General features: G+C 75.4%; 21 protein-coding genes. 6 read left to right on the top strand and 15 right to left on the bottom strand.

The features are described from left to right. The first annotated feature begins 75 nt into the window (after nt 1–75). Both ACWF41_RS16830 and ACWF41_RS16825 read left to right on the top strand, forming a co-directional pair. Nucleotides 76–1,251 (top strand): alpha/beta hydrolase, encoded by a 1,176-nt coding sequence (locus ACWF41_RS16830; RefSeq protein WP_452182902.1) that lies wholly within the window; start codon nt 76–78, stop codon nt 1,249–1,251. Continuing rightward, complete coding sequence (locus ACWF41_RS16825; RefSeq protein WP_380321305.1) at nt 1,248–2,054, top strand: glycerophosphodiester phosphodiesterase; 807 nt, start codon at nt 1,248–1,250, stop codon at nt 2,052–2,054. The genes ACWF41_RS16830 and ACWF41_RS16825 overlap by 4 nt, the downstream gene beginning before the upstream one ends. Before the next feature lie 13 nt (nt 2,055–2,067). Here the strand turns inward: ACWF41_RS16825 and ACWF41_RS16820 are convergent, their stop codons facing one another. Continuing rightward, nucleotides 2,068–2,814, bottom strand: a complete 747-nt coding sequence (locus tag ACWF41_RS16820) for an ArsR/SmtB family transcription factor (RefSeq protein ID WP_380321308.1) — start codon at nt 2,812–2,814, stop codon at nt 2,068–2,070. 65 nt (nt 2,815–2,879) lie between these two features. Here ACWF41_RS16820 and ACWF41_RS16815 point away from each other — a divergent pair, with 65 nt between their 5' ends. After that, entirely contained in the window at nt 2,880–3,377 is a 498-nt protein-coding gene (locus tag ACWF41_RS16815) for a hypothetical protein (RefSeq protein ID WP_380321310.1), read from the top strand. Here ACWF41_RS16815 and aroB read toward each other — a convergent pair. The 10 genes from aroB to rpsD form a co-directional block, all read right to left on the bottom strand. Then, complete coding sequence (aroB, locus tag ACWF41_RS16810) at nt 3,374–4,516, bottom strand: 3-dehydroquinate synthase (RefSeq protein WP_380321313.1); 1,143 nt, start codon at nt 4,514–4,516, stop codon at nt 3,374–3,376. The genes ACWF41_RS16815 and aroB overlap by 4 nt on opposite strands. Next, nucleotides 4,513–5,070, bottom strand: a complete 558-nt coding sequence (locus ACWF41_RS16805) for a shikimate kinase (protein WP_380321316.1) — start codon at nt 5,068–5,070, stop codon at nt 4,513–4,515. Before ACWF41_RS16805 ends, aroB begins: the two co-directional genes overlap by 4 nt. Continuing rightward, nucleotides 5,067–6,284, bottom strand: coding sequence for a chorismate synthase (gene aroC, locus ACWF41_RS16800; protein ID WP_380321319.1), 1,218 nt, complete (start codon nt 6,282–6,284; stop codon nt 5,067–5,069). Before aroC ends, ACWF41_RS16805 begins: the two co-directional genes overlap by 4 nt. A gap of 43 nt (nt 6,285–6,327) precedes the next feature. After that, nucleotides 6,328–7,215 carry a shikimate dehydrogenase gene (locus ACWF41_RS16795; protein ID WP_380321322.1) on the bottom strand — a complete coding sequence of 296 codons (888 nt, stop codon included), beginning with the start codon at nt 7,213–7,215 and terminating at the stop codon, nt 6,328–6,330. A 1-nt stretch (nt 7,216) separates the two neighbouring features. Then, entirely contained in the window at nt 7,217–8,368 is a 1,152-nt protein-coding gene (gene mltG, locus ACWF41_RS16790) for an endolytic transglycosylase MltG (protein ID WP_380321325.1), read from the bottom strand. Nucleotides 8,369–8,428: 60 nt separating this feature from the next. Continuing rightward, entirely contained in the window at nt 8,429–8,977 is a 549-nt protein-coding gene (gene ruvX, locus ACWF41_RS16785) for a Holliday junction resolvase RuvX (protein WP_380321328.1), read from the bottom strand. Continuing rightward, nucleotides 8,974–11,673, bottom strand: coding sequence for an alanine--tRNA ligase (gene alaS / locus ACWF41_RS16780; RefSeq protein ID WP_380321331.1), 2,700 nt, complete (start codon nt 11,671–11,673; stop codon nt 8,974–8,976). Before alaS ends, ruvX begins: the two co-directional genes overlap by 4 nt. A 196-nt stretch (nt 11,674–11,869) precedes the next feature. After that, nucleotides 11,870–12,247: a hypothetical protein gene (locus ACWF41_RS16775; RefSeq protein WP_380321334.1), complete on the bottom strand. Its 378-nt coding sequence runs from the start codon at nt 12,245–12,247 to the stop codon at nt 11,870–11,872. Continuing rightward, on the bottom strand, nt 12,247–12,627 hold the full coding sequence (locus ACWF41_RS16770) for a DUF948 domain-containing protein (RefSeq protein ID WP_380321337.1): 381 nt from the start codon (nt 12,625–12,627) through the stop codon (nt 12,247–12,249). Before ACWF41_RS16770 ends, ACWF41_RS16775 begins: the two co-directional genes overlap by 1 nt. A gap of 159 nt (nt 12,628–12,786) precedes the next feature. Beyond that, entirely contained in the window at nt 12,787–13,413 is a 627-nt protein-coding gene (gene rpsD, locus ACWF41_RS16765) for a 30S ribosomal protein S4 (RefSeq protein ID WP_380321340.1), read from the bottom strand. A 294-nt stretch (nt 13,414–13,707) separates the two neighbouring features. On the opposite strand from rpsD, the gene ACWF41_RS16760 reads away from it, so the two are divergent. Next, nucleotides 13,708–14,151 carry a globin domain-containing protein gene (locus ACWF41_RS16760; protein WP_380321343.1) on the top strand — a complete coding sequence of 148 codons (444 nt, stop codon included), beginning with the start codon at nt 13,708–13,710 and terminating at the stop codon, nt 14,149–14,151. Between the two features lie 41 nt (nt 14,152–14,192). Here ACWF41_RS16760 and ACWF41_RS16755 read toward each other — a convergent pair whose 3' ends face one another. Further along, nucleotides 14,193–15,581 (bottom strand): replication-associated recombination protein A, encoded by a 1,389-nt coding sequence (locus ACWF41_RS16755; RefSeq protein ID WP_380321346.1) that lies wholly within the window; start codon nt 15,579–15,581, stop codon nt 14,193–14,195. Nucleotides 15,582–15,647: 66 nt separating this feature from the next. Here ACWF41_RS16755 and ACWF41_RS16750 point away from each other — a divergent pair, with 66 nt between their 5' ends. Beyond that, nucleotides 15,648–17,162, top strand: a complete 1,515-nt coding sequence (locus tag ACWF41_RS16750; protein WP_380321349.1) for an FAD-dependent monooxygenase — start codon at nt 15,648–15,650, stop codon at nt 17,160–17,162. On the opposite strand, the gene ACWF41_RS16745 is transcribed toward ACWF41_RS16750, so the two are convergent. The 3 genes from ACWF41_RS16745 to aspS all read right to left on the bottom strand — a co-directional run bounded on the left by ACWF41_RS16745 (nt 17,081) and on the right by aspS (nt 20,488). Further along, nucleotides 17,081–17,707, bottom strand: coding sequence for a carboxymuconolactone decarboxylase family protein (locus ACWF41_RS16745; RefSeq protein WP_380321352.1), 627 nt, complete (start codon nt 17,705–17,707; stop codon nt 17,081–17,083). The genes ACWF41_RS16750 and ACWF41_RS16745 overlap by 82 nt on opposite strands. A 136-nt stretch (nt 17,708–17,843) precedes the next feature. Then, the gene (locus tag ACWF41_RS16740; protein WP_380321355.1) at nt 17,844–18,707 is read right to left on the bottom strand and encodes a GNAT family N-acetyltransferase; all 864 of its coding nucleotides are present in this window, start codon (nt 18,705–18,707) and stop codon (nt 17,844–17,846) included. Beyond that, nucleotides 18,704–20,488 carry an aspartate--tRNA ligase gene (gene aspS, locus ACWF41_RS16735; RefSeq protein ID WP_380321358.1) on the bottom strand — a complete coding sequence of 595 codons (1,785 nt, stop codon included), beginning with the start codon at nt 20,486–20,488 and terminating at the stop codon, nt 18,704–18,706. The genes ACWF41_RS16740 and aspS overlap by 4 nt, the downstream gene beginning before the upstream one ends. A 317-nt stretch (nt 20,489–20,805) precedes the next feature. On the opposite strand from aspS, the gene ACWF41_RS16730 reads away from it, so the two are divergent. Further along, nucleotides 20,806–21,089: hypothetical protein (locus ACWF41_RS16730; protein ID WP_380321140.1), on the top strand; the 284-nt coding region annotated here is incomplete at its 3' end.

The following is a 21,089-nucleotide window of genomic DNA, read 5'->3' as shown; positions in this document are numbered from 1 at the left end:
GCAGGACGGGGGCTCCCGGGGGGGGGGGGCCCCGTGGGCGGTCGGACGGAAAGGGGGGTTGTGCATGTTCGGGGCGTGGAGAGTGTGCGCAACCACCTGTTCGACGACGCGCGCGTGCACGCCCGCGGCTACGATCGCGCCGTGCACGCCGCCTCGGAGCCCCGCCGGAACCCGCCACGGGACACGGGCCGGGACATGAGCCGGGACATGATCCGGGACACGGCACGCGACCACCGCGCCGACCTCGACTGGCGGACCGACCGGCTGCTCGGCGCACCGTTCGAGGAAGCACCGCTCGGCCCCGCGACGCTCGTGCGCTCCCTCGCCCGCCCGGCCGCACCGCGCGCCGTCGTGCTGCACGTGCACGGCTACAACGACTACTTCTTCCAGGCCCACCTCGCCCGGGCGTTCGAGGACGCGGGCCTCGCGTTGTTCGCCGTCGACCTCCGGCGTGCGGGGCGCTCGCTGCTCGACGGCGCGCCCGATGGCGCCGGTGAAGCCGTCGCGCCGCCGCACTACGCGGCGTCCCTGCGCGAGCCCGGCGCCGACCTCACGGCCGCCGCGAGCGCCGTGCGCGCGCTCGAGCCCGGCCACCCGCTGGTGGTGCACGCGCACTCCACCGGGGGCCTCACCGCGGCGCTGTGGACCCACGCCGTGCGCGACGACCCCGACGACGGGCCGGACCTGCTCGTGCTGGACTCGCCGTTCTTCTCCCTGGGCGGCACCCGCCTGCAGGACGCCGGCCGCGCGACCGTGCTCGAGGTCCTCGGCCGGCGGCGGCCGCTGGCCGTGGTCAGCGCCCACCCGTCGATCTACGCGGAGCGCCAGCACGTCGACCACGGCGGGCGGTGGGACTTCGACACCTCCCTCAAACGGCCCGAGGGGCTCCCGGTGCGCGCGGGCTGGCTGCGCACCGTCAGCCGCGCCCAGGCGCGGCTGACCCGCGGCCTCGCCGTGCCCTGCCCGGTCCTCGTGGCGCGCAGCGACGCCTCCGGCCCCGACCGCCGGGACAACCCGCGCCTGGACGCGCAGGACACCGTGCTCGACGTCGCGCGGATCGCCGCCCTCACCCCGCGGGTCGGCCCCGACGTCCGCGCGCTCGTCGTGCCCGGCGGCGTGCACGACCTCGCCCTCTCCGCCGACGGGCCGCGGCAGGCCTACCTCGACGGCGTGCTGAGCTGGATCGAGGCCCGCCGGCCCGACGTCCACCGCCCCGACGTCCACCGCCCCGACCCGGAGGAGTGCCCGTGAGACCCGCGTCCCCGCACCCGTACCTGGACCCGCGCGGGCCGGACGGCTCCCCCGTGCCCGTGCTCGCGCTCGCGCACCGGGGCTTCTCGCACGGCCAGGAGAACCTGGAGAACTCGCTCGCGGCGTTCGCCGCCGCAGTCGACCTCGGCTTCCGGTACGTCGAGACGGACGCGCACGGCACCGCCGACGGCGTCGCCGTGGCGCTGCACGACGCCTCCCTCGACCGCACCACCGACGCCGTCGGGCGCGTGGCCGACCTGCCCTGGTCCGTCGTGCGCCGGGCCCGCATCGGCGGCACCGAGCCCGTGCCGCAGCTCGACGACGTGCTGGGCACGTGGCCCGACCTGCGCGTCAACATCGACGTCAAGGAGGACTCCGGCATCGCGCCGACCGCCGCGGCCATCGAGCGCACGGCCTCCCACGACCGGGTGTGCGTGACGTCGTTCGACGCAGGACGCCGCCGCGCGACGCTCGCCCGTCTCTCACGGCCCGTGGCGACGTCCGCCGGCCGCCGCGAGGTCATCGGCTTCCTCGCGGGCGCGCGGCTGCGGGTGGACCCGCTGGTGCGGCGGGCGCTGCGCGACGTGCACGCCCTGCAGGTCCCCGTCGCGGAGGGGCGGGTGCCCGTGATCGACGCGCGGACCGTCGCGGCAGCCCACCGCGCGGGCCGGCAGGTGCACGTCTGGACCATCAACACGCCCGCCGAGATGCACCGCCTCCTGGACCTGGGCGTCGACGGCCTGGTCACCGACCGCGCCGACCTCCTGCGCGGCGTCCTCGTCCAGCGCGGGCAGTGGGCCTGAGGCGGGGCGGCCGTCAGGCGCGGCCCGACCCGGCGCCCGCCGTCGCGACCCCCGCGCTGCCCGCCGTCGCGAGGTCGAGACCCCACGCGTCGCGCACCAGGCCCTGCCCGCTCCCGGTGAGCCGCAGCCCGCGGCCGCTCGACCGGGCCACCCACCCCGCGTCGAGGAACCGTGCGCCGACGGCCGCGCCCAGCGCGCCGGCCAGGTGCACCCGCCGTTCCGTCCAGTCGAGGCAGGCCCGAGTCGTCGGCCGCCGGGCGGCCACCGCGCCGTCCACGTCCACGCCGAGGCGCCGCAGCCCGTCGGCCCCGGTTCCGGTGAGCGCGAGCACCTCGGGGCCGTCGAGCCAGCCCGCGCCCACCCACGCCTCCGCGAGGCCCACGCCGAGCCGGCCCGCGAGGTGGTCGTAGCAGAACCGTGCGCCCGCCAGGCGCTCCGCCTCCCTGCTGCGGCGGTACCCCGAGACCGGGGCCGGTGCCGCCAGGGCGCCGAGGGCCTCGAGCGCGTCGGCCACGTGCGGGCCGGCGAGCGCGTAGTAGCGGTGCCGGCCCTGCGCGCGGCTCACGACCAGCCCGGCGTCGACGAGCACGGCCAGGTGCTCGGAGGCGGTGGGCGCGCCGACGCCGGCCGCGCGGGCCAGCTCGCCCGCCGGGCGGGCCGTGCCGTCCATGAGCAGGCCGACCATCACCGATCGCGCGGGCGCGGCGAGCGCCCTGCCCACGCCGGTGAAGTCGCGATCCCTGCCCGTGGCGCCGTCCATACCCGCGACCCTACGGCGACGACGGTTCGGCGGTCGCCGAACCGTCGCGGGGCTACCGTCGCGGCATGAGCACCCCGGCACACGGCATCCCCGCACCCGGCGCCCCGGCACCCGGCATCCCGTCGCACGTCCGCGCCCCGCAGGACCTCGAGGTGGCCCTGCCCGACCGGCCCGACGCGCTGGCGGAGCTCGGCGAGGCGCTCGGGCGCGGCGGCATCAGCCTGGAGGGCGGCGGCGTGACCACGGTGAGCGGCCGGGCGGTGGCGCACTTCCTCGTCGACGACGGGCCCCGGGCGCTCGAGGCGCTCGCCCGCACGGGGCTAGGTGGCACGGGGCTCGGTGCCGCCGTCGTCCGCGACGTCGTGACGACGCGCCTGGCGCAGGACGTCCCCGGGCAGATGGGCGCGTTCGCGCGGCGCCTCGCCGGGGCGGGCGTCACGGTGCAGCACCTGTACAGCGACCACGACGGCCGCCTGGTGCTGCTGGTCGCGGACGACGACCTCCCGGCGTGCCGGGAGGTCGTGCGCGCGTGGGACGCCGCGCGGGCCGGAACCGCGGGCTAGAGGCCCAGCTGGACCGTCACGCCCGGGCGGCCGCTCGGCGGCTCCTTCGACACCTCCGCGTACGCGGCGGCGAGCAGCGTCGGGTCCGGGCCCTCGAGGCGCGTCGGCTTCGCGACGTCGTCCAGCACGATGAAGCGCAGCAGGGTCCCGCGCGTCTTCTTGTCCCGCTGCATGGCCGCGAGGAGCTTGTCCCAGCGGTCCCCGCGGTAGGTGGTGGGCAGGCCGAGGGAGGTGAGGATCTCGCGGTGCCGGTCGACGACGGCGTCGTCGAGCTTGCCGCCCAGGCGGGCGAGCTCGGCCGCGAAGACCATGCCGACGGCGACCGCCGCGCCGTGCCGCAGCTGGTAGCGCTCGGTGAGCTCGATCGCGTGTCCCAGGGTGTGCCCGTAGTTGAGGATCTCCCGCAGGCCCTGCTCGGTGAGGTCCTCCCCCACGACGCGGGCCTTGACGCGCACCGACCGCTCGATGAGCTCGGTCAGCACGGCCCAGGTCTCCTCGGTCGCGTCGGCGCCCTTCCACTCCCGGAGCTCGTCGGCGTGCTCCTCGACGAGCTCGAGGATCCGCGGGTCGGCGATGAAGCCGGTCTTGACGACCTCCGCCATGCCCGCCACGAGGTCCCACCTGTCGAGCGACTCGAGCGCCGCCAGGTCGCACAGCACGCCGGCCGGCGGGTGGAACGCGCCCACGAGGTTCTTGCCCTCGGCGGTGTTGATGCCGGTCTTGCCGCCGACGGCGGCGTCCACCATCGCGAGCAGCGTGGTGGGCACGTGCACGACCTTGATGCCCCGCAGCCACGTGGCGGCGACGAACCCGGCGAGGTCCGTCGTCGCGCCGCCGCCCACGGAGACGATCGCGTCGGACCGGGTGAAGTCGGCCTGACCCAGCACCTGCCAGCAGAACGCGGCGACCTGGGCGGTCTTCTGCTCCTCGGCGTCCGGCAGCTCGACCGCGAACGCCTCGTAGCCCTGGGCCACGAGGTCCTCGCGGACCGCCTCGCCGGTCGCCTGCAGGGACGCCGGGTGCATGACGAGCACCCGGCGGACGTCGCCGCCGAGCATCGTCGGCAGCTCGCCGAGCAGGTGTCGCCCGACGACGACGTCGTAGGGCGTGTCGCCCTGCACCGTCACGCGGACCGTCATGACTGGACCTCCTGTGCCGAAGTGACGCCCGCGTGCACCTGTGCCGCGACCTCCTGCGGAGGCCGGTCGTCCGAGACGACGTGCACGGTCGCGAGGCGCTCGTACGTGGGCCGCCGCTGCGCCATCAGCTCGACCCACCGCGCGCGGGGGTTGCCGACCAGCAGCGGGCGGGACTGGTTGAAGCCGACGCGGGGCGCGGCGTGCGCGAGCGCGACGTCGAGGAAGACGACCACGCCGCCGCCCGCGGCGTACCCCTCGAGGGCGCTCTGGGTGTGCTCGTCCATGACGGCGCCGCCGCCCAGCGCGAGGACGCCCGGGTGGCAGGCGAGCGCGGTGGTGACGGCCTCGCGCTCCAGGTCGCGGAAGTGCGGCTCTCCGTCGTCGACGAAGATGTCGGCGACGGCCTTGCCCGCGGCCTCCTCGACGTCCGCGTCGGTGTCGCGGAACGCGACGCCCAGGCGCTGCGCGAGCAGCCGGCCGATCGTGGTCTTGCCGCTCCCGGGCGGGCCGATGAGGACCGCAGCCGGGCTGGATCCGTGGCCCCCGGCGCTCATCGCAGCAGCTCGGGGATCGAGGCGAGGTACGCCTCGGCGTTGCGCCGTACCTCGGCGACCGAGTCGCCGCCGAACTTCTCGACGACGGCCTGCGCGAGCTCGAGCGCCACCATCGCCTCCGCGACCACGGCCGCGGGCGGGACGGCGCAGACGTCGGAGCGCTGGTGGTGGGCCGTGACGGCCTCGCCGGTGGCGACGTCGACCGTGGCGAGCGCGCGCGGCACCGTGGAGATCGGCTTCATCGCGGCACGCACCCGCAGGACCTCGCCGTTGGACATGCCGCCCTCGATGCCGCCCGCGCGGTTGGAGCGCCGGTGGATGTGGCCGTCGTCGCCGCGCTCGATCTCGTCGTGGGCGGCGGACCCTCGGCGGCGCGCGGTGCGGAAGCCGTCCCCGACCTCCACGCCCTTGATCGCCTGGATGCCCATGAGGGCGCCGGCGAGGCGCGCGTCGAGGCGGCGGTCGCCCTGCACGTAGCTTCCGAGGCCGGTGGGCACGTCGTAGGCGAGCACCTCGACGACGCCGCCGAGCGTGTCGCCGTCCTTGCGGCACTCGTCGATCTCCGCGACCATCGCCGCGCTCGTCGTGGCGTCGAAGCAGCGCACGGGGTCGGCGTCCAGCGCGGCGACGTCGCCCGGCGCGGGCAGCGCGGCGCCCTCGGGCACCTCGACGGGACCGATCGCCACGACGTGCGACACGAGCCGCACCCCGACCGCCTGCTCCAGGAACCTCGCCGCGACGACGCCGAGCGCGACCCGGGTCGCGGTCTCGCGAGCCGAGGCACGCTCCAGCACGGGGCGCGCGTCGTCGAAGCCGTACTTGCGCATCCCGACCAGGTCCGCGTGGCCCGGGCGCGGGCGCGTGAGGGGGCGGTTGCGCGCGATCTCGCGCTCGTCGCCCGTGCCGGCGTCCACCAGGAGCGCCTCGCGGTCCACGGGGTCGGGCGACATCACGTCGGTCCACTTGGGCCACTCGGTGTTGCCGATCTCGAACGCGAGCGGACCGCCCTGCGAGACGCCGTGGCGCAGCCCGCCGAGCACGCGGACCTCGTCCTGCTCGAACTTCATGCGGGCGCCGCGGCCGTACCCGAGCCGCCGACGGGCCAGGGCCGCCTGGATGTCCGCGGTGACGAGCTCGACGCCCGCCGGCAGACCTTCCAGCACCCCGACGAGTGACGGACCGTGCGACTCCCCCGACGTCATCCAGCGCAGCATGCCTGCGATTCTTCCACGCCCGCGGCGGGGGTCGGTGCGGTGGTCAGGGTGCGGACGCGGGCGCGGACAGCGCCCCGGCGAGGGCGGCGGCCATCGCGGCGACCGGGGCCGTGCGGCCCGTCATGAGGCGCACCTGCTCCACCGCCTGGTGCAGCAGCATCCGCTCGCCACCCACCACGGTGCCGCCCGCGGCGGACCAGGCCGCCGAGAGCGCGGTGGGCCGCGGGTCGTAGACGACGTCGAGCAGCACGCCCGACGGAGCGCCACCCCGGGCCGAGAGCGCGGCCGCGACCGGGTCGGCCGCGTAGGCCGGCATCGTCGAGACGACGACGTCCGCCTCGCGCAGCGCCCCGAGCGACGCCTGCGGGTCGAGCACCTCGAAGCGCGGCGTCACGCCCATCCGCGCGGCCGCCTCCTGCAGCGCGGCCGCGCGGCCGAGGGAGCGCACCAGCACGCGCGGGGACGTGCAGCCGAGCTCGCCGAGGGCGGCCAACGTGGAGGCCGCCGTCGCGCCACCGCCCAGGACGACGGCGCTCGCCGCGCCCGCCCCGGGGCCGCGGCCCTGGGCCGCGAGGCCCTCGCGCAGCGCGGTGACCAGGCCGTAGACGTCCGTGTTGGTGCCGGTGAGCGTCACGCCGCACTGCGCCGGCCCGACCAGCACGGTGTTCACGGCGCCGACGGCGACCGCGAGCGGGTCCACGTGGTCGACCAGGTCCATCACCGCGTGCTTGAGCGGCATCGTGACGCTCAGGCCCGCCCAGCCGAGGTCCAGCCCGCGCACCAGCGCGGGCAGGTCCTCGACCGTCGTGTCGATCGCGGTGTACTCCCAGCCCTCCAGGCCGAGGGCGTCGTAGGCGGCGGTGTGCAGCACGGGCGAGAGCGAGTGCGCGACGGGGTGGCCCAGCACCGCCGCTCGTCGGGAGACGGTCATGTCAGCCGGCGTTCTCCGCTTGCCACTTCTTCAGCTCGGCCTTGTACTTCTCGTGCTGCGCGTTCGTCGAGGAGAACTTCGTCTCACCCGTGTCGAGGTTCACCGTCACCCAGAACAGCCAGTCGCCGTCCGCCGGGTGCCCCACCGCCTCGATCGACGCCGCGCCCGGGTTCGAGATCGGCGTCGGCGGCAGGCCCACGTGGGCGTAGGTGGAGTACGGGTCGTCAGGATCGTGGATGTCGTTGTAGGTCAGCTCGGTGCCGGACTTCTTCAGCCCGTACGCGCTGGTCGCGTCGATCTGGAGGGGCATGCCCTGGTCGATGCGGTTCTCGATCGCGCGCGCCATCTTCGGGCGGTCCTCGTCGTGCTTCGCCTCGCGCTCGACCAGCGACGCCTTGATCAGCGTGGACTCCCAGTCGGACTGGTCGACGCCCGCCTGCTCGAGCTCCTTCGTGGTCTGCTTCACCATCGCCGTCAGGAGCGTCGTGGCGTCGTCGCCCGGCTGCACCGTGTAGGTCTTCGGGAACAGCCAGCCCTCGGCGTTGCCGTCGGCCGACTTCGGGAGCCCGAACGACTTGGGCTTCTTCAGCGCCTTCTCGAGGTCGTCCTTGGTGATCGTCGTGACGGACGCGACGCGCTCGACGATCTGGTCGACCGTGTACCCCTCGGGGATGGTGACGTTGGTCTGCAGCTTCTCGTTCTTCACCAGTGCGGCGACGGCGTCGGACGCCTTCATCTCGGCCTGCAGCTGGTAGGTGCCCGGCTGGATGCCCGCGGCGGCGGGGTTCTGGCTGAACGCGTCGCTGAACGCCCCGACGCTCGCCACCACGCCGGCGTCGAGCAGCACGGCGCCCATCTTGCCGCCCGTGGCGCCCTCGGGGATGACGACCTCGACCGGGTCACCGCCCGGCCCCGGGTAGTCCTCGTTCTGCGAGCCGATGAAGGGGAGGTCGCCGACGAGGGAGTCCATCCGGTCCCACAGCAGGTAGGCGCCGGCGCCCACGAACGCGAGCACGACCACCAGGATCACGGCGGTGCGCTGGCGGCGGCGGCGCTTGCGCTTGGCGGCGGCCCGTCGGCCGGCGGCCGAGCGGCGCCGCGTGGGTGCCGCGGGCGCCTCCTGCAGGGCGGGATGCTCGAAGAGGTCCGTCACGCCGGGAACTTCTTTCTGACTGGGCCTGGGGTGGGCACGTGGGTCTGCTGTCCGGGCTGCTCAGGCGCCCGGCGTCCGCCGCTCGACGAGCTCGCCGGCTCGCCCCCCGGCCGACCGCTCCGCGTCGAGTGCAGATTGCAGAATGATAACGGCTGCGGCCTGGTCGACGACAGACCGGTGTGTCTTGGTGCGTCGCCCGGCGGAGCGCAGCTGCGCGTGCGCGGTCACCGTGGTCATCCGCTCGTCGACCAGCCGCACCTCGGCGGGCGCGACGGCGGCGGCGAGCCGTGCCGCGAACTCCCGCGCGTCGGCGGTCGCGGCGCCCTCCGCGCCCGACAGGTGCCGGGGCAGACCGACGTACACGACCGCCGCGAACCGGTCCTCGGCCTCCGCGGCGATCCGGGCGACGTCCGGGGTCCTCGCGGGCGTGCCGTCGGCGCCGCGCGGCACCTCCAGCACCCGCGGCACGGTCTCGACGGGCGTGGCGACCAGCCCGTCGGGGTCGCTGGAGGCGAGGCCGATGCGGGCCTTGCCGACGTCGACGCCGAGGCGCGCGCCCCGCGGGAGCCCGCGGGGCACGTCCTGCCCGGGCGACGCCGGAACCGTCACGCGGTGGCCTGGGCCGCGCGGACGCCCTCGGACACCCCGGCGAGGGCGCCCGGCAGCGCGGACGGGTCGGTGCCGCCGCCCTGGGCGAGGTCCGGCTTGCCGCCGCCGCCGCCGCCGAGCGTGGCCGCCGCGGCCTTGACGAAGTCGCCGGCGCGCAGGCCGGCCTCGCGGGCGCCCGCGTTCGTGGCGACGACCACCAGGGGCCTGCCGCCCGCGACGCCGCCGACGGCGACGAGCACCGGCTGGGCGTCGCCGAGCCGTCCGCGCACGTCGAGGGCGAGCGCGCGCAGGTCGTCGGCCGAGGCGACCTCGCCGGCGTCGTGCGCGACGACCCGCACCTCGCCGACGCGCTCCGCCTGCCCGGCCAGCGTGCCCGCCGCGGCGAGGAGGCGGTCCTGGCGCAGCCCGGCGAGCTCCTTCTCCGTCTCCTTGAGGCGGGTCAGGAGCGAGCCCACGCGGTCGGTCAGCTCGTCCGGGCGCGCGCCCAGCAGACCGGTGAGCTGGCCCACCAGGGCGTGCTCCTTGGCCTGGAAGCCGTACGCACCGTCGCCGACCAGGGCGTCGACGCGCCGCACGCCGGAGCCGATGGACGCCTCGCCGAGCAGCGCGACGCGGCCCACCTCGCCGGTGGCCTTCACGTGCGTGCCGCCGCAGAGCTCGCGCGACCAGTCGCCGCCGATGGACACCACGCGCACCGTGTCGCCGTACTTCTCGCCGAACAGCGCCATGGCGCCCAGCTCGCGGGCGCGCGCGATCGGCATCGTCGCGTCGGTGACCTCGAGGTTCTCGGTCAGGCGCGTGTTCACGCGCTCCTCGATCTCGCCGAGCGCGTCCGACGGCACCGGCGTCGGGGACCGGAAGTCGAAGCGCACGCGGCTCGGGGCGTTCTCGGACCCGGCCTGGGTGCGGTCCGGGCCGACCATCTCGTGCAGCGCCTTGTGGATCATGTGCGTGGCCGAGTGGGCGCGGCTGATCGCGACGCGGCGCGTCACGTCGATCGTCGCGAGGCCCGGGTCGCCGAGCGCGACCGTGCCCTCGACCAGGCGGCCGCGGTGCACCGACAGCCCCTTGACCGGGCGCTGCACGTCGTCGACCTCGATGGTCGCGCCGCCGTCGAGCACGATGGTGCCCTGGTCGGCGAGCTGGCCGCCGGCCTCGGCGTAGAACGGGGTGCGGTCGAGCACGACCTCGACGTCGGCGGGGGCGGTCGCGGCGGGCGCGGGGACGCCGTCGACGAGCAGGCCCGCCACGGTCACGGAGGCCTCGGTGTCGGTGTAGCCGAGGAACTCGACCGGCGCGGCAAGCTCCTTGTTCAGCGTCTCGTAGGAGCGCAGGTCGGCGTGGCCGGTCTTCTTCGCGAGCGCGTCCGCGCGGGCGCGCTGCTTCTGCTCCGCCATGAGGTCGCGGAACGCCTTCTCGTCCACCTGGACGCCCTGCTCGGCCGCCATCTCGAGGGTGAGGTCGATCGGGAAGCCGTACGTGTCGTGCAGCTGGAACGCCTCGGCGCCGCCGAGCACGGGAGTGGTCCCGTCCGCAGACGACTTCGCACGACCCACGGCCGTGTCGAGGATGGTCGTGCCCTGCGCCAGCGTGCGGCGGAAGGCGTCCTCCTCCGCGTACGCGACGTCGCTGATGCGGCCGAACTCCGCCTCCAGCTCCGGGTAGGAGGCCTTCATGGCGTCCTTCGAGACCGGCAGCAGCGAGGGCAGCGCGACCTCGTCGACGCCGAGCAGGCGCACCGCGCGCACGGCGCGGCGGATGAGGCGGCGCAGCACGTAGCCGCGGCCCTCGTTCGAGGGGCGCACGCCGTCGCCGATCACCATGAGGGAGGAACGGACGTGGTCCGCGACCACGCGCATCCGCACGTCGTCCTCGGGGTCGGCGCCGTAGCGCTTGCCGGTCAGCTCCTCCACGCGGGAGATGACGGGGAAGACCTCGTCGATCTCGTAGAGGTTCTCCTTGCCCTGCAGGAGGTACGCGATGCGCTCCAGGCCCGCGCCCGTGTCGATGCTCTTGTGCTCGAGCTCGCCCAGCAGCGGGTAGTTCTTGCCCTGGCCCTCGCCGCGCACGAACTCGTCGAAGACGAGGTTCCAGATCTCCAGGTAGCGGTCGCCGCCCGGGTCCACGGTGCCGCCCACGGCGTCCGGGCCGTACGCGGGCCCGCGGTCGTAGTGCCACTCGGCGCAGGGGCCGGCCGGGCCGGGCTGGCCCGTGTCCCAGAAGTTCTCCTCGCGCGGCAGCCGCACGACGTGCTTCGGGTCCAGCCCGACGCCCTTCGTCAGCGCCTCGTACGCCTCGGCGTCCTGCTCCCAGATCGTGACCCACAGCCGGTCGCCGTCGAGCCCGTAGCCGCCCTTGTCCTGCCCGGACGTGAGCAGCTCCCACGCGAAGTCGATCGCCTCGCGCTTGAAGTAGTCCCCGAACGAGAAGTTGCCGTTCATCTGGAAGAACGTGCCGTGCCGCGTGGTGCGGCCCACGTTCTCGATGTCGTTGGTGCGGATGCACTTCTGCACGCTGGCCACGCGGGGCCACGGCGCCGGCTCGGTGCCGAGGATGTACGGGATGAACGGCACCATGCCGGCGATCGTGAACAGGATCGACGGGTCCGGCGAGACCAGGGGGGCGCTCGGCACGATGGCGTGCCCCTGGGACTCGAAGTAGTCGAGCCAACGCTTGCGGATCTCGGCGGTGCGCATGGTGTCCTTCGAAGGTGTGTCGAGCCGGTGACGGCTGGTGACGGTCGTGGTGGCGGGTGTCGCGCCCGCCCTCGCGGGCGGGCCGTCCCCTATTGTCCCGCGCGACGCCGGGTGGTCGGAACGGGATTTCTCCGGGCGGGGCCGGGGCGGGCGGTGCGGGTCTGTGCTCGAGTCGATGCTCGGGTCGGGGTGCGGGTCAGAACGAGTAGCCGAGGTCGGCCTCGTCGGCGGCGATCTCCGCGTCCGGGTCGGCGGCCGCGTGCCGGGCCCGCCCCGGGGCGCCGCCACGCAGGTCCGCGGGGCGCAGCCCGCTGGCGCGCACGTCGTCCGGGTCCGGCTGCCCCTCGGCGAGCAGCGCCGCCGTGAGCTCGGCCTCGCGCGCGGTGCGCGCCTGCGTGAACTCGCGGCGGAACGTCGCGACGAACGTCTCCGCCCGCTGCCCGGCGTCCTGCGCGGCCCGCTCGGCGCGGTCCACGACCGCCTCCGGGGTGTACCGCACGATCAGCTTGCGGCCCTGGCGGACGACGACGACCGTGACGACGACGCCGACCCCGACCCAGAACAGCCGGCGCATCAGCGGTCCGCCTTCGACGAGCCGCGGCTCGCCCGGGACGCGCCCGCGAACGCCTGGCGCACGCCGTAGGAGAACGCCGCGACCTTCACCAGCGGGCGGCCCAGCGTGGAGGCGTACAGGCCGGCCAGCGCCGACACGTTCTCGCTCACCTGCGCGGCCGACGTCGTGATCGTGTCCACCTTGACCAGCTGGTCGTTGGTCGAGGCCACCGTGGTGGCCGCCTCGTCGAGGATCGGCACGGAGTGCTCGGTGACCTCGCGGATGGAGCGCGTCGCCTCGTCGAGCACGCGCCCCAGCTTCACCAGCGGGATCGCGAGCAGCCCCACGAGCAGCACGAACGCGACGGCCGCGATGAGCCCGGCCACGTCACCCATCGACATCAGATCTCTCCTCGCACAGGCGTCATTCGGTCGGTCGTCACCCTATCCCGGGCGACCGCTCGAGAACGGCGGACGCCCCGCCCCCCGCGACGGCGGGTGACGGGGCGTCCTGCGCTGCAGCGCTCTCGGCTGCGCTGCGCGAGCAGCGCACGCGAAAGATCAGCGCGCGTAGAACTCGACCACGAGCTGGACCTCGCAGGTCACGGGGACCTCGGCGCGCTTCGGCTTGCGGGTCAGCGTGGCCGACAGCTTCTCGAGGTTCACGTCGAGGTAGCCCGGGACGGCCGGCAGCACGTCGCGGTGGGCACCGGCGGCGGCGACCTGGAACGGCGTCGTGGTCTGCGACTTCGGCTTGACCTGGATGGTCTGGCCCGGCTTCACACGGAACGACGGACGGTCGACGATCTTGCCGTCCACCAGGATGTGACGGTGCGTCACGGCCTGGCGGGCCTGCAGGATGGTGCGGCCGAAGCCGGCACGCAGCACGAGGGCGTCGAGACGCGTCTCGAGGTCCTCGACCATGACCTCACCGGTCAGGCCCGGGTGCTTGCGGGCGGTCTCGTAGACCTTGACGAGCTGCTTCTCGCGCAGCGCGTACTGGGCGCGCAGGCGCTGCTTCTCGCGGAGGCGGACCGCGTAGTCCGACTCGGTACGGCGGCGGGCGCGGCCGTGCTCGCCCGGGGGGTAGGGGCGCTTCTCGAAGTGGCGGACGGCCTTCGGGGTCAGCGCGAGGCCGAGCTTGCGGCTCAGGCGGACCTGGCGGCGCGACTTGGTGACAGCGGTCACTGGTTGCTTCCTGTCCTGTGGTGATGGATGAGGTCACACCCGCGTCCCCGCGAGGGGAAGGTCGGGTGCGGGACCAGCCGATGGAACGCCCTGCGCGGTGGCGCGAAGCTCGCGATGACGAGAAGTCCGCGGTGGCGGGGTGCTCACGGGGCCGAGGTCCCAGGCGGTCGCCGAATCGGCAACCGCAGCATCTTATCGCATCCGCGGCCGGGGTCTTGCCGCCGTGGGCCGGTGACGGTTGACTGTGCCCGCCCGGCGCGAACGCCGGCGACACCGCCCGAAGGAGTCCCCCCGATGACCGTCCCCACCGCGCTCTCCTCCCGCTCCGCCGAGGTCGTCCGCTCCACCCTGCCCGTGGTCGAGGAGTCGATCGACGAGATCACGACCGTCTTCTACCGCACGCTGCTGGAGGAGCACCCGGGGCTGCTCGGTGCGATGTTCTCCCCCGAGCGCCTCGCCGACGGCACCCAGCAGCGCGCCCTCGCGGCGGCCATCGCGTCGTGCGCGGCCCTCCTCGTCGCCGACGAGGAGGCCGACCCCCGCGAGGTGCTCGCTCCCGTCGCCCGCCGACACCGCGCGGTGGGCGTGGAGCCGGCGCAGTACGAGGTCGTGCACGAGCACCTGTTCGCCGCGATCGTCCACGTGCTGGGCGACGCGGTGACCCCCGAGGTCGCGGCCGCGTGGGACGAGGTCTACCGGACGATGGCGGACACCCTCATCGAGCTCGAGGCGGCGTGACGCCGGCCTGACACGGGCCTGAACACGCGGTCGCCGGCCGGTCAGGCGCCGTCGAGGATCTCCCGGATCCGCGCCAGCCGGTCGGTGACCTGCTTCTCGAAGCCGCGGTCGCTCGGCGCGTAGTAGCGCCGCCCCGCGAGCTCGTCCGGGAGGTACTGCTGCGCCGCGACGGCGTGCGGCGCGTCGTGCGCGTACCGGTAGCCCTTGCCGTGGCCGAGGCCCTCGGCGCCCGCGTAGTGCGCGTCGCGCAGGTGCGGCGGGACCACGCCGGCCTTGCCCGCCCGGACGTCCGCGAGCGCCGCGTCGACGCCGAGGTACGCGGCGTTCGACTTGGGCGCGGTCGCGAGGTGCACGACGGCCTCCGCCAGGACGATGCGCCCCTCGGGCATCCCGATGAGCTGGACGGCCTGCGCGGCGGCCACGGCGGTCTGCAGGGCGGAGGGGTCGGCCATGCCGACGTCCTCGGCGGCCGAGATGACCAGCCGGCGGGCGATGAACCGCGGGTCCTCCCCCGCGGCGACCATCCGGGCCAGGTAGTGCAGGGAGGCGTCGACATCGGACCCGCGGATGGACTTGATGAACGCGGAGACGACGTCGTAGTGCTGGTCGCCGTCGCGGTCGTAACGCACGGCGGCGACGTCGACGGCGCGCTCGACGGTGTCCAGGTCGACGGGGACGGCGGCGTCCGCGGCGCGGGCCGGGTCCGCGTCGGCCAGGGCCGCTCCGGCGGCCGCCTCGAGGATGGTGAGCGCCTTGCGCGCGTCGCCGCCCGCCATCCGCACGAGCTGGTCCTCGGCGTCGGCCGCGAGGGCGACCGCGCCGCCGAGGCCGCGCTCGTCCTCGACGGCGCGGCGCACGAGGGCGCGCACGTCGTCCGCGGTCAGCGGCTTGAGGGTGAGCAGCAGGGAGCGGCTCAGCAGCGGGGAGTTCACGGAGAACGACGGGTTCTCCGTGGTGGCGGCGACCAGCGTGACCCAGCGGTTCTCGACGCTGGGCAGCAGCGCGTCCTGCTGGGTCTTGGAGAAGCGGTGCACCTCGTCGATGAAGAGCACTGTCTCCTCGCCACCCGTGGCGAGTCGGCGGCGGGCGTCCTCGACGACCTGCCGCACCTCCTTGACGCCCGCGGTGACGGCCGACAGCTCGACGAAGCGGCGGCCGGACGACGTCGCGACCAGGTACGCCAGGGTGGTCTTGCCGACCCCCGGCGGGCCCCACAGGATCACCGACCCGGGCGCGGCGCGGCGCGCCGACTCGTCGTCGGGCTCCACGAGCCGGCGCAGCGGCGAGCCCGCCACGAGGAGGTGCCCCTGGCCCGCGACCTCGTCGAGCGTGGCGGGCCGCATCCGCACGGCCAAGGGGGCGCTCGGGCCGGTGCGCCCGGTCGCCGGCGTGCCGCGGGTGCCGGTGAGCGCGGCGTCGAACAGGTCCATGCCCCCAGCCTACGGAGCCTCACCCACGCCCCCGTCCGCGGGTGGCCTCGTGCCTAGGGTGGAGGCATGACGGTCGACGACGGCACCGGGCCGGAGACGGACGGGGCGGACGTGGTCGTCGTCGGGGCGGGGCCGACCGGCCTCCTCCTGGCGGGCGACCTCGCCGTCGCAGGAGTGCGGGTGACCGTGCTCGAGAAGCGACCGGCGGGGCTGAGCAACCTCACCCGCGCGTTCGCGGTGCACGCGCGCAGCCTCGAGGCACTGGACGCGCGCGGGCTGGTCGACGAGCTCCTGACCACCGGCCGGGTGGTGCGCGGGCTGCGCGTCTTCGGCCGGGTGGACGTCCGCCTTGACGCCCTCCCGGGCCGGTTCCCGTTCGTCCTCGTCACGCCGCAGTACGAGGTGGAGCGCCTGCTGCGCCGGCGCGCGGAGGCCGCGGGGGTCCGCTTCCGGCATGACGTGGAGGTCACCGGCCTCGCCCAGGACGACGACGGCGTCACCCTCGCCGCAACGGGCCCGGACGGCCCGACGACCGTGCGCGCGCCGTGGGTGGTCGGCACGGACGGCGTGCGCTCGACGGTGCGCCGGGCCGCGGGCATCGCGTTCCCCGGGGAGACGGTGATCCGCGCCATGGTGCTGGCGGACGTCCGCGTGGCGCGCCCGCCCCACGACGTCCTCACCGTCGCCTCCGCGGGCGGCTCCCTGGGCTTCCTCGCGCCCTTCGGCGGCGGCTGGTACCGGTTCATCGGCTGGGACGAGGAGCTCGACCCGAGCGACACCGGCGGTGGCGTGGGTGGCGACGTCGGCCTGGACGAGGTCCGCGCCGTCGCGCGCGCGACCCTCGGGGACGACCTCGGGATGCACGAGCTGCGCTTCGCCACCCGGTTCGCGGCCGACGAGCGCCAGGCCACCCGGTACCGCGCCGACCGCGTCCTGCTGGCGGGCGACGCCGCCCACTGCCACAGCCCCGCCGGCGGGCTCGGCATGAACACCGGCCTGCAGGACGCCGCGAACCTGTCGTGGCGGCTCGCCGCCGTGGTGCGCGGCGTCGACCCGCAGGTGCTCGACGGCTACACCGACGAGCGGTACCCGGTGGGCAGGCAGGTGCTGACCACGAGCGGCGCCCTGCTGCGCCTGGCCACGCGGCCCGGGCCTGCGGCGGCCGCGGCGCGCGCGGTCCTGGCGACGGCGCTCGCGCGCGTGGCACCCGCCCGCCGACGTGCGGCGGCCACCGTCTCGGCGCTCGGGGTCAGGTACCCGGCCCCTGCGGGCGCCCACCCCGCGGCGGGCCGCCGGGTGCCCGACCTCCCACTGGCTCCCGGGCCCGCCGGGACACGCCTGGCGGAGGCGCTGCGCGCGGGCAGGTTCGTCCTCGTGGGCCCGGCGAGCGGCGCGCCGGCCGCCCTCCCGCCCGCTCCGGGCGAGGTCGACCCGGGCGAGCGCGTCGTCGTGCGGCGTGACGACGGCCGGCCCGCGACGCTGCTGGTGCGCCCCGACGGCTACCTCGCCGACGCCGCCGAGCGGGCGCCTGCCGGCCTCGCAACCGCCGGGCCCGGGGCTCCGCCGTCGAGCAGGGCCTGACGCAGCGCGTCGGGGAGGTCGGGCGGCACGTCCGGCGGCACGGCGAGCGCCTGCAGCGAGCGCGAGTAGTAGTTGCGCAGCCCGGCGGCCAGGGCCACGTCGACGATCTGCCGGTCCGTGAGGCCCGCGTCGCGCAGCCGCCGCGTCTCGGCCTCGGTGACCGCCACCGCGTCGGTGCTCAGGCGCGCGGCGAGGTCCATGGCCGCGACCTCGGCGTCCGTCAGCCCGGCGTCGTGGTGGTCGCGCGCGATCCGTGCGAGCTGGGCGTCGTCGAACAGCTGACGGCTGCGGCGACCGTGCGCCAGGAGGCAGGCCTCGGACCGCAGCGCCTTGGCGGCCGCCAGGGTCACCAGCTCGTACAGCCGCGGTCCGAGGCCGCGGGCGACGGCGCGCGCGAGCCCTTCGAAGGCCAGGTAGGCCTCCAGGTCCACGGCCATGACGCGCGTGTGGCTCGGCACGTAGCCGAGCGCCGCGACGTCCTCGGCGTAGACCTCCGCCAGGGCGCCGGTGGCGTCGTCCGGCTCCACGGTCCTGATGATGGTCATGGTCGCCCCCGAGCGGTCGCCTCCGCGGACCGGCGCCGGCCGTCGGCCTCGGGCTCCGGCGGCGGCCCGCCTCGTCCATGCTCCTCCCCGCCGGGCCCAGGCGCACCGGCCCGCGGGGGTGAACCTGGCCGGCGTATCAGGGCCGGGAGCTCTCGAACTCCTGGACGAGGTCGAAGCCCAGCCGCAGGTAGAGCCGCCGCGCGGCGGCGTTGTGGGCGTAGACGCCGAGGGTGACCATCGGGGACTCGGCGAGCCCGGCCCGGGTGGCGGCGCCCGTGACCGCGGCCGCGATCCCCCGCCCGCGCCACGCGGGGTCGGTCCCGATCGACCCGAGGGTCCAGGGACGGCCCGGGACGCGGCGCGACGCGCCCGCGACGCCCCGCACCACGCCGTCGTCGTCGCGCCAGCCCCACCAGCGGGAGCGAGGTTCGTCGACGGGAAGCTCGCCGCCGGGGTTCGCGACCGCCAGGCACGCGGCCGCCTCGGCCCGCTCCTCGGCGCTCGTCAGCTCGGCGACGCGGTCCTCGCCGGGCTGCGCCGGAGGCGGGGCCGGAGGCGGGGCCGTCGCGCACATCCAGTCCCAGGCGTCGAACGGGGCGCGGTCGAACGGCGGCGGCACCGCCCCGCCGTGGCCGGACAGCGCGGCGTGCGTGCCGCGCGGCATCGACGCCCGCACCACCGGGCCCAGCCCGCCGACGGCGGCCAGCTCCGCCTCCGCGGCCAGCACGAGGCGCGCCGCGCCGGCGGGGTCGCCCACGCCCAGGACGCTCACGCCCGTGGGCGCATGGTCGACGGCGAACGGGCGGCCGCCGTCGATCCGCTCGCGCCAGCGCAGGCGGACCAGGAGGGCGTCGCCGTCGGACCAGGAGTGGCTGGCGTCCCACCCGCCGTGGGCGGCCTCGGCGACGACGACGGGGTGCTGCGCCCAGCGCGCAGGCAGGCTCGCCCCGGCCACCTCCGTGACCGGGGCGAGCGCGTGCCCGTCGAGGGTGCTGGTCACTCCCCCGCGGCCGGCGGCTCGTCCTGCGGGGCGGCGTCCACGCCGGCCTCCTTGCGCTGCTCCGGCGTGATCGGGGCCGGGGCGTCGGTCAGCGGGTCGTAGCCCCCGCCCGACTTCGGGAACGCGATGACGTCGCGGATCGACGGCGACTTCGTCAGCAGGGCGACGATGCGGTCCCAGCCGAACGCGATCCCGCCGTGCGGCGGGGCGCCGAACTTGAACGCGTCGAGCAGGAAGCCGAACTTCTCCTGCGCCTCGGCCGGGCCGATGCCCATGACGTCGAAGACCCGCTCCTGCACGTCGCGGCGGTGGATACGGATCGAGCCGCCGCCGATCTCGTTGCCGTTGCAGACGATGTCGTAGGCGTAGGCCAGGGCGTTGCCCGGGTCCTGCTCGAACGTGTCGATCCACTCGGGCTTCGGCGACGTGAACGCGTGGTGCACGGCGGTCCAGGCGGAGTGGCCGAGGTCGACGTCGTCGTCCTCACCGGTCGGCTTGAACAGCGGCGCGTCCACGACCCAGACGAACGCCCACGCGTCCTCGTCGACCTGGCCGGTGCGGTGCGCGATCTCGATGCGGGCGGCGCCGAGCAGCGCGCGGGCCTCCGAGGTCTTGCCGGCCGCGAAGAACACGGCGTCGCCCGGCTGCGCGCCGGTGGCGGCGGCGAGGCCCTCACGCTCGGCGTCGGACAGGTTCTTGGCGACCGGGCCGCCCAGAGTGCCGTCCTCGCCGTACGTGACGTACGCGAGGCCCTTGGCGCCACGCTGCTTGGCCCACTCCTGCCAGGCGTCGAACTGGCGGCGCGGCTGCGAGGCGCCCCCGGCCATGACGACGGCGCCCACGTACTCCGCCTGGAAGACGCGGAACGGCGTGGCGGCGAAGTAGTCCGTGAGCTCGACGAGCGGGTTGCCGAAACGCAGGTCGGGCTTGTCCGTGCCGTACAGGCGCATGGCGTCGGCGAACGTCATACGGGCGATCGGCGTCGGGATCTCGACGTCGATCAGCTTCCACAGCGCGACGAGGATCTGCTCAGCCAGCGCGATGACGTCGTCCTGGTCGACGAAGCTCAGCTCGACGTCCAGCTGGGTGAACTCGGGCTGGCGGTCGGCGCGGAAGTCCTCGTCGCGGTAGCAGCGGGCGATCTGGTAGTAGCGCTCGAGGCCGCCGACCATGAGGAGCTGCTTGAACAGCTGCGGGCTCTGCGGGAGGGCGTACCAGCTCCCCGGCGCGAGGCGGGCCGGGACGAGGAAGTCGCGGGCACCCTCGGGCGTCGAACGGGTCAGGGTGGGCGTCTCCACCTCGACGAAGTCGTGCTCGTCGAGCACGCGGCGGGCCGCCTGGTTCGCCTTCGACCGCAGCCGCAGGGCGTGCGCCTGGCTCGGGCGGCGGATGTCGAGGTAGCGGTGCTTGAGACGCGCCTCCTCGCCGATCGTCTCCGTGTCGGCCAGGGCCGTGGAGACCTGGAACGGCAGCGCGGCCGACTCGTTGAGGACCACGACCTCCTTGGCCACGACCTCGATCTCGCCCGTGGCGAGGTTCGGGTTCGCGTTGCCCTCGGGGCGGCGGCCGACCTCACCGGTCACCTGCAGCACGAACTCGGAGCGCAGCGGGTGGGCCACGGACTCGTCCCGGATGACGACCTGGGAGATGCCCGAGGCGTCGCGCAGGTCGATGAAGGCCACTCCTCCGTGATCCCGGCGGCGATCGACCCACCCCGTGAGGGTGACGGTCTGGCCGATGTGCTCGGCCCGCAGTGAGCCGGCCGTGTGGGTGCGGAGCACGGAGGGGTCCTTTCGTGACGGGTGGTGGGCGGGTGGTGCCGCCGTCCCGGTGCCCGGCCGGGGCGGCCGTCGCGCCCTCTCAGGGCGACGTGGCGAGTTTAGTCGCTGCACCCCCGGCCCCGTCCGCCGTTTTCCGGCGGCCGACGGCGCGTCGGGCGCCGGGGTGTGTTGCCGTGGTCACAAACCGCCCCCCTCGTTACTCTCTTCCGGGGCAAGACAGGGTGAGAACCGGTGGCTGACCTGCGGGGGGACCTGGACGTGTACCTGGACATGGGCCTGGACGTGCGACGGCACGTCGTCGCGGGCGAGGTGGCCCGGTGAGGCCGGCGGACTGGTCACCGGTCGGCCTGGACGCCGACCCCACGCCCGGGGACCCGGTACTCGTCCTCTCCGGGGGGCAGGACTACCTCGAGGTCGCCGGCTCGATCGACGACGCGGCCGGCGCGATGTCCCGGTTGGACGTCGCCGGGACGATCTCCCAGGCCGTGGACGCGTTGATGGAGACCAAGGAAGACACCATCAGCGAGATCCGCCGCGCCCACTCCCGGTATCAGGCCACGGGCGAGGCGCTGGTGGACTACGCCCGCACCCTGGACCGGGT

It is taken from the genome of Isoptericola sp. NPDC055063 (assembly GCF_053608125.1).
The sequence above is the reverse complement of the archived record's forward strand: the minus strand, read 5'-3'. Positions and strand labels throughout refer to the sequence as shown.

Bases quoted from the DNA above. Each gene is read 5' to 3' on its own strand.
- ACWF41_RS16820 (WP_380321308.1), bottom strand. From the start codon at position 2,814: ATGGACGGCGCCACGGGCAGGGATCGCGACTTCACCGGCGTGGGCAGG.
- ACWF41_RS16815 (WP_380321310.1), top strand. From the start codon at position 2,880: ATGAGCACCCCGGCACACGGCATCCCCGCACCCGGCGCCCCGGCACCC.
- aroB (WP_380321313.1), bottom strand. From the start codon at position 4,516: ATGACGGTCCGCGTGACGGTGCAGGGCGACACGCCCTACGACGTCGTC.
- ACWF41_RS16805 (WP_380321316.1), bottom strand. From the start codon at position 5,070: ATGAGCGCCGGGGGCCACGGATCCAGCCCGGCTGCGGTCCTCATCGGC.
- aroC (WP_380321319.1), bottom strand. From the start codon at position 6,284: ATGCTGCGCTGGATGACGTCGGGGGAGTCGCACGGTCCGTCACTCGTC.
- ACWF41_RS16795 (WP_380321322.1), bottom strand. From the start codon at position 7,215: ATGACCGTCTCCCGACGAGCGGCGGTGCTGGGCCACCCCGTCGCGCAC.
- alaS (WP_380321331.1), bottom strand. From the start codon at position 11,673: ATGCGCACCGCCGAGATCCGCAAGCGTTGGCTCGACTACTTCGAGTCC.
- ACWF41_RS16775 (WP_380321334.1), bottom strand. From the start codon at position 12,247: ATGCGCCGGCTGTTCTGGGTCGGGGTCGGCGTCGTCGTCACGGTCGTC.
- ACWF41_RS16770 (WP_380321337.1), bottom strand. From the start codon at position 12,627: ATGTCGATGGGTGACGTGGCCGGGCTCATCGCGGCCGTCGCGTTCGTG.
- ACWF41_RS16760 (WP_380321343.1), top strand. From the start codon at position 13,708: ATGACCGTCCCCACCGCGCTCTCCTCCCGCTCCGCCGAGGTCGTCCGC.
- ACWF41_RS16755 (WP_380321346.1), bottom strand. From the start codon at position 15,581: ATGGACCTGTTCGACGCCGCGCTCACCGGCACCCGCGGCACGCCGGCG.
- ACWF41_RS16750 (WP_380321349.1), top strand. From the start codon at position 15,648: ATGACGGTCGACGACGGCACCGGGCCGGAGACGGACGGGGCGGACGTG.
- ACWF41_RS16745 (WP_380321352.1), bottom strand. From the start codon at position 17,707: ATGACCATCATCAGGACCGTGGAGCCGGACGACGCCACCGGCGCCCTG.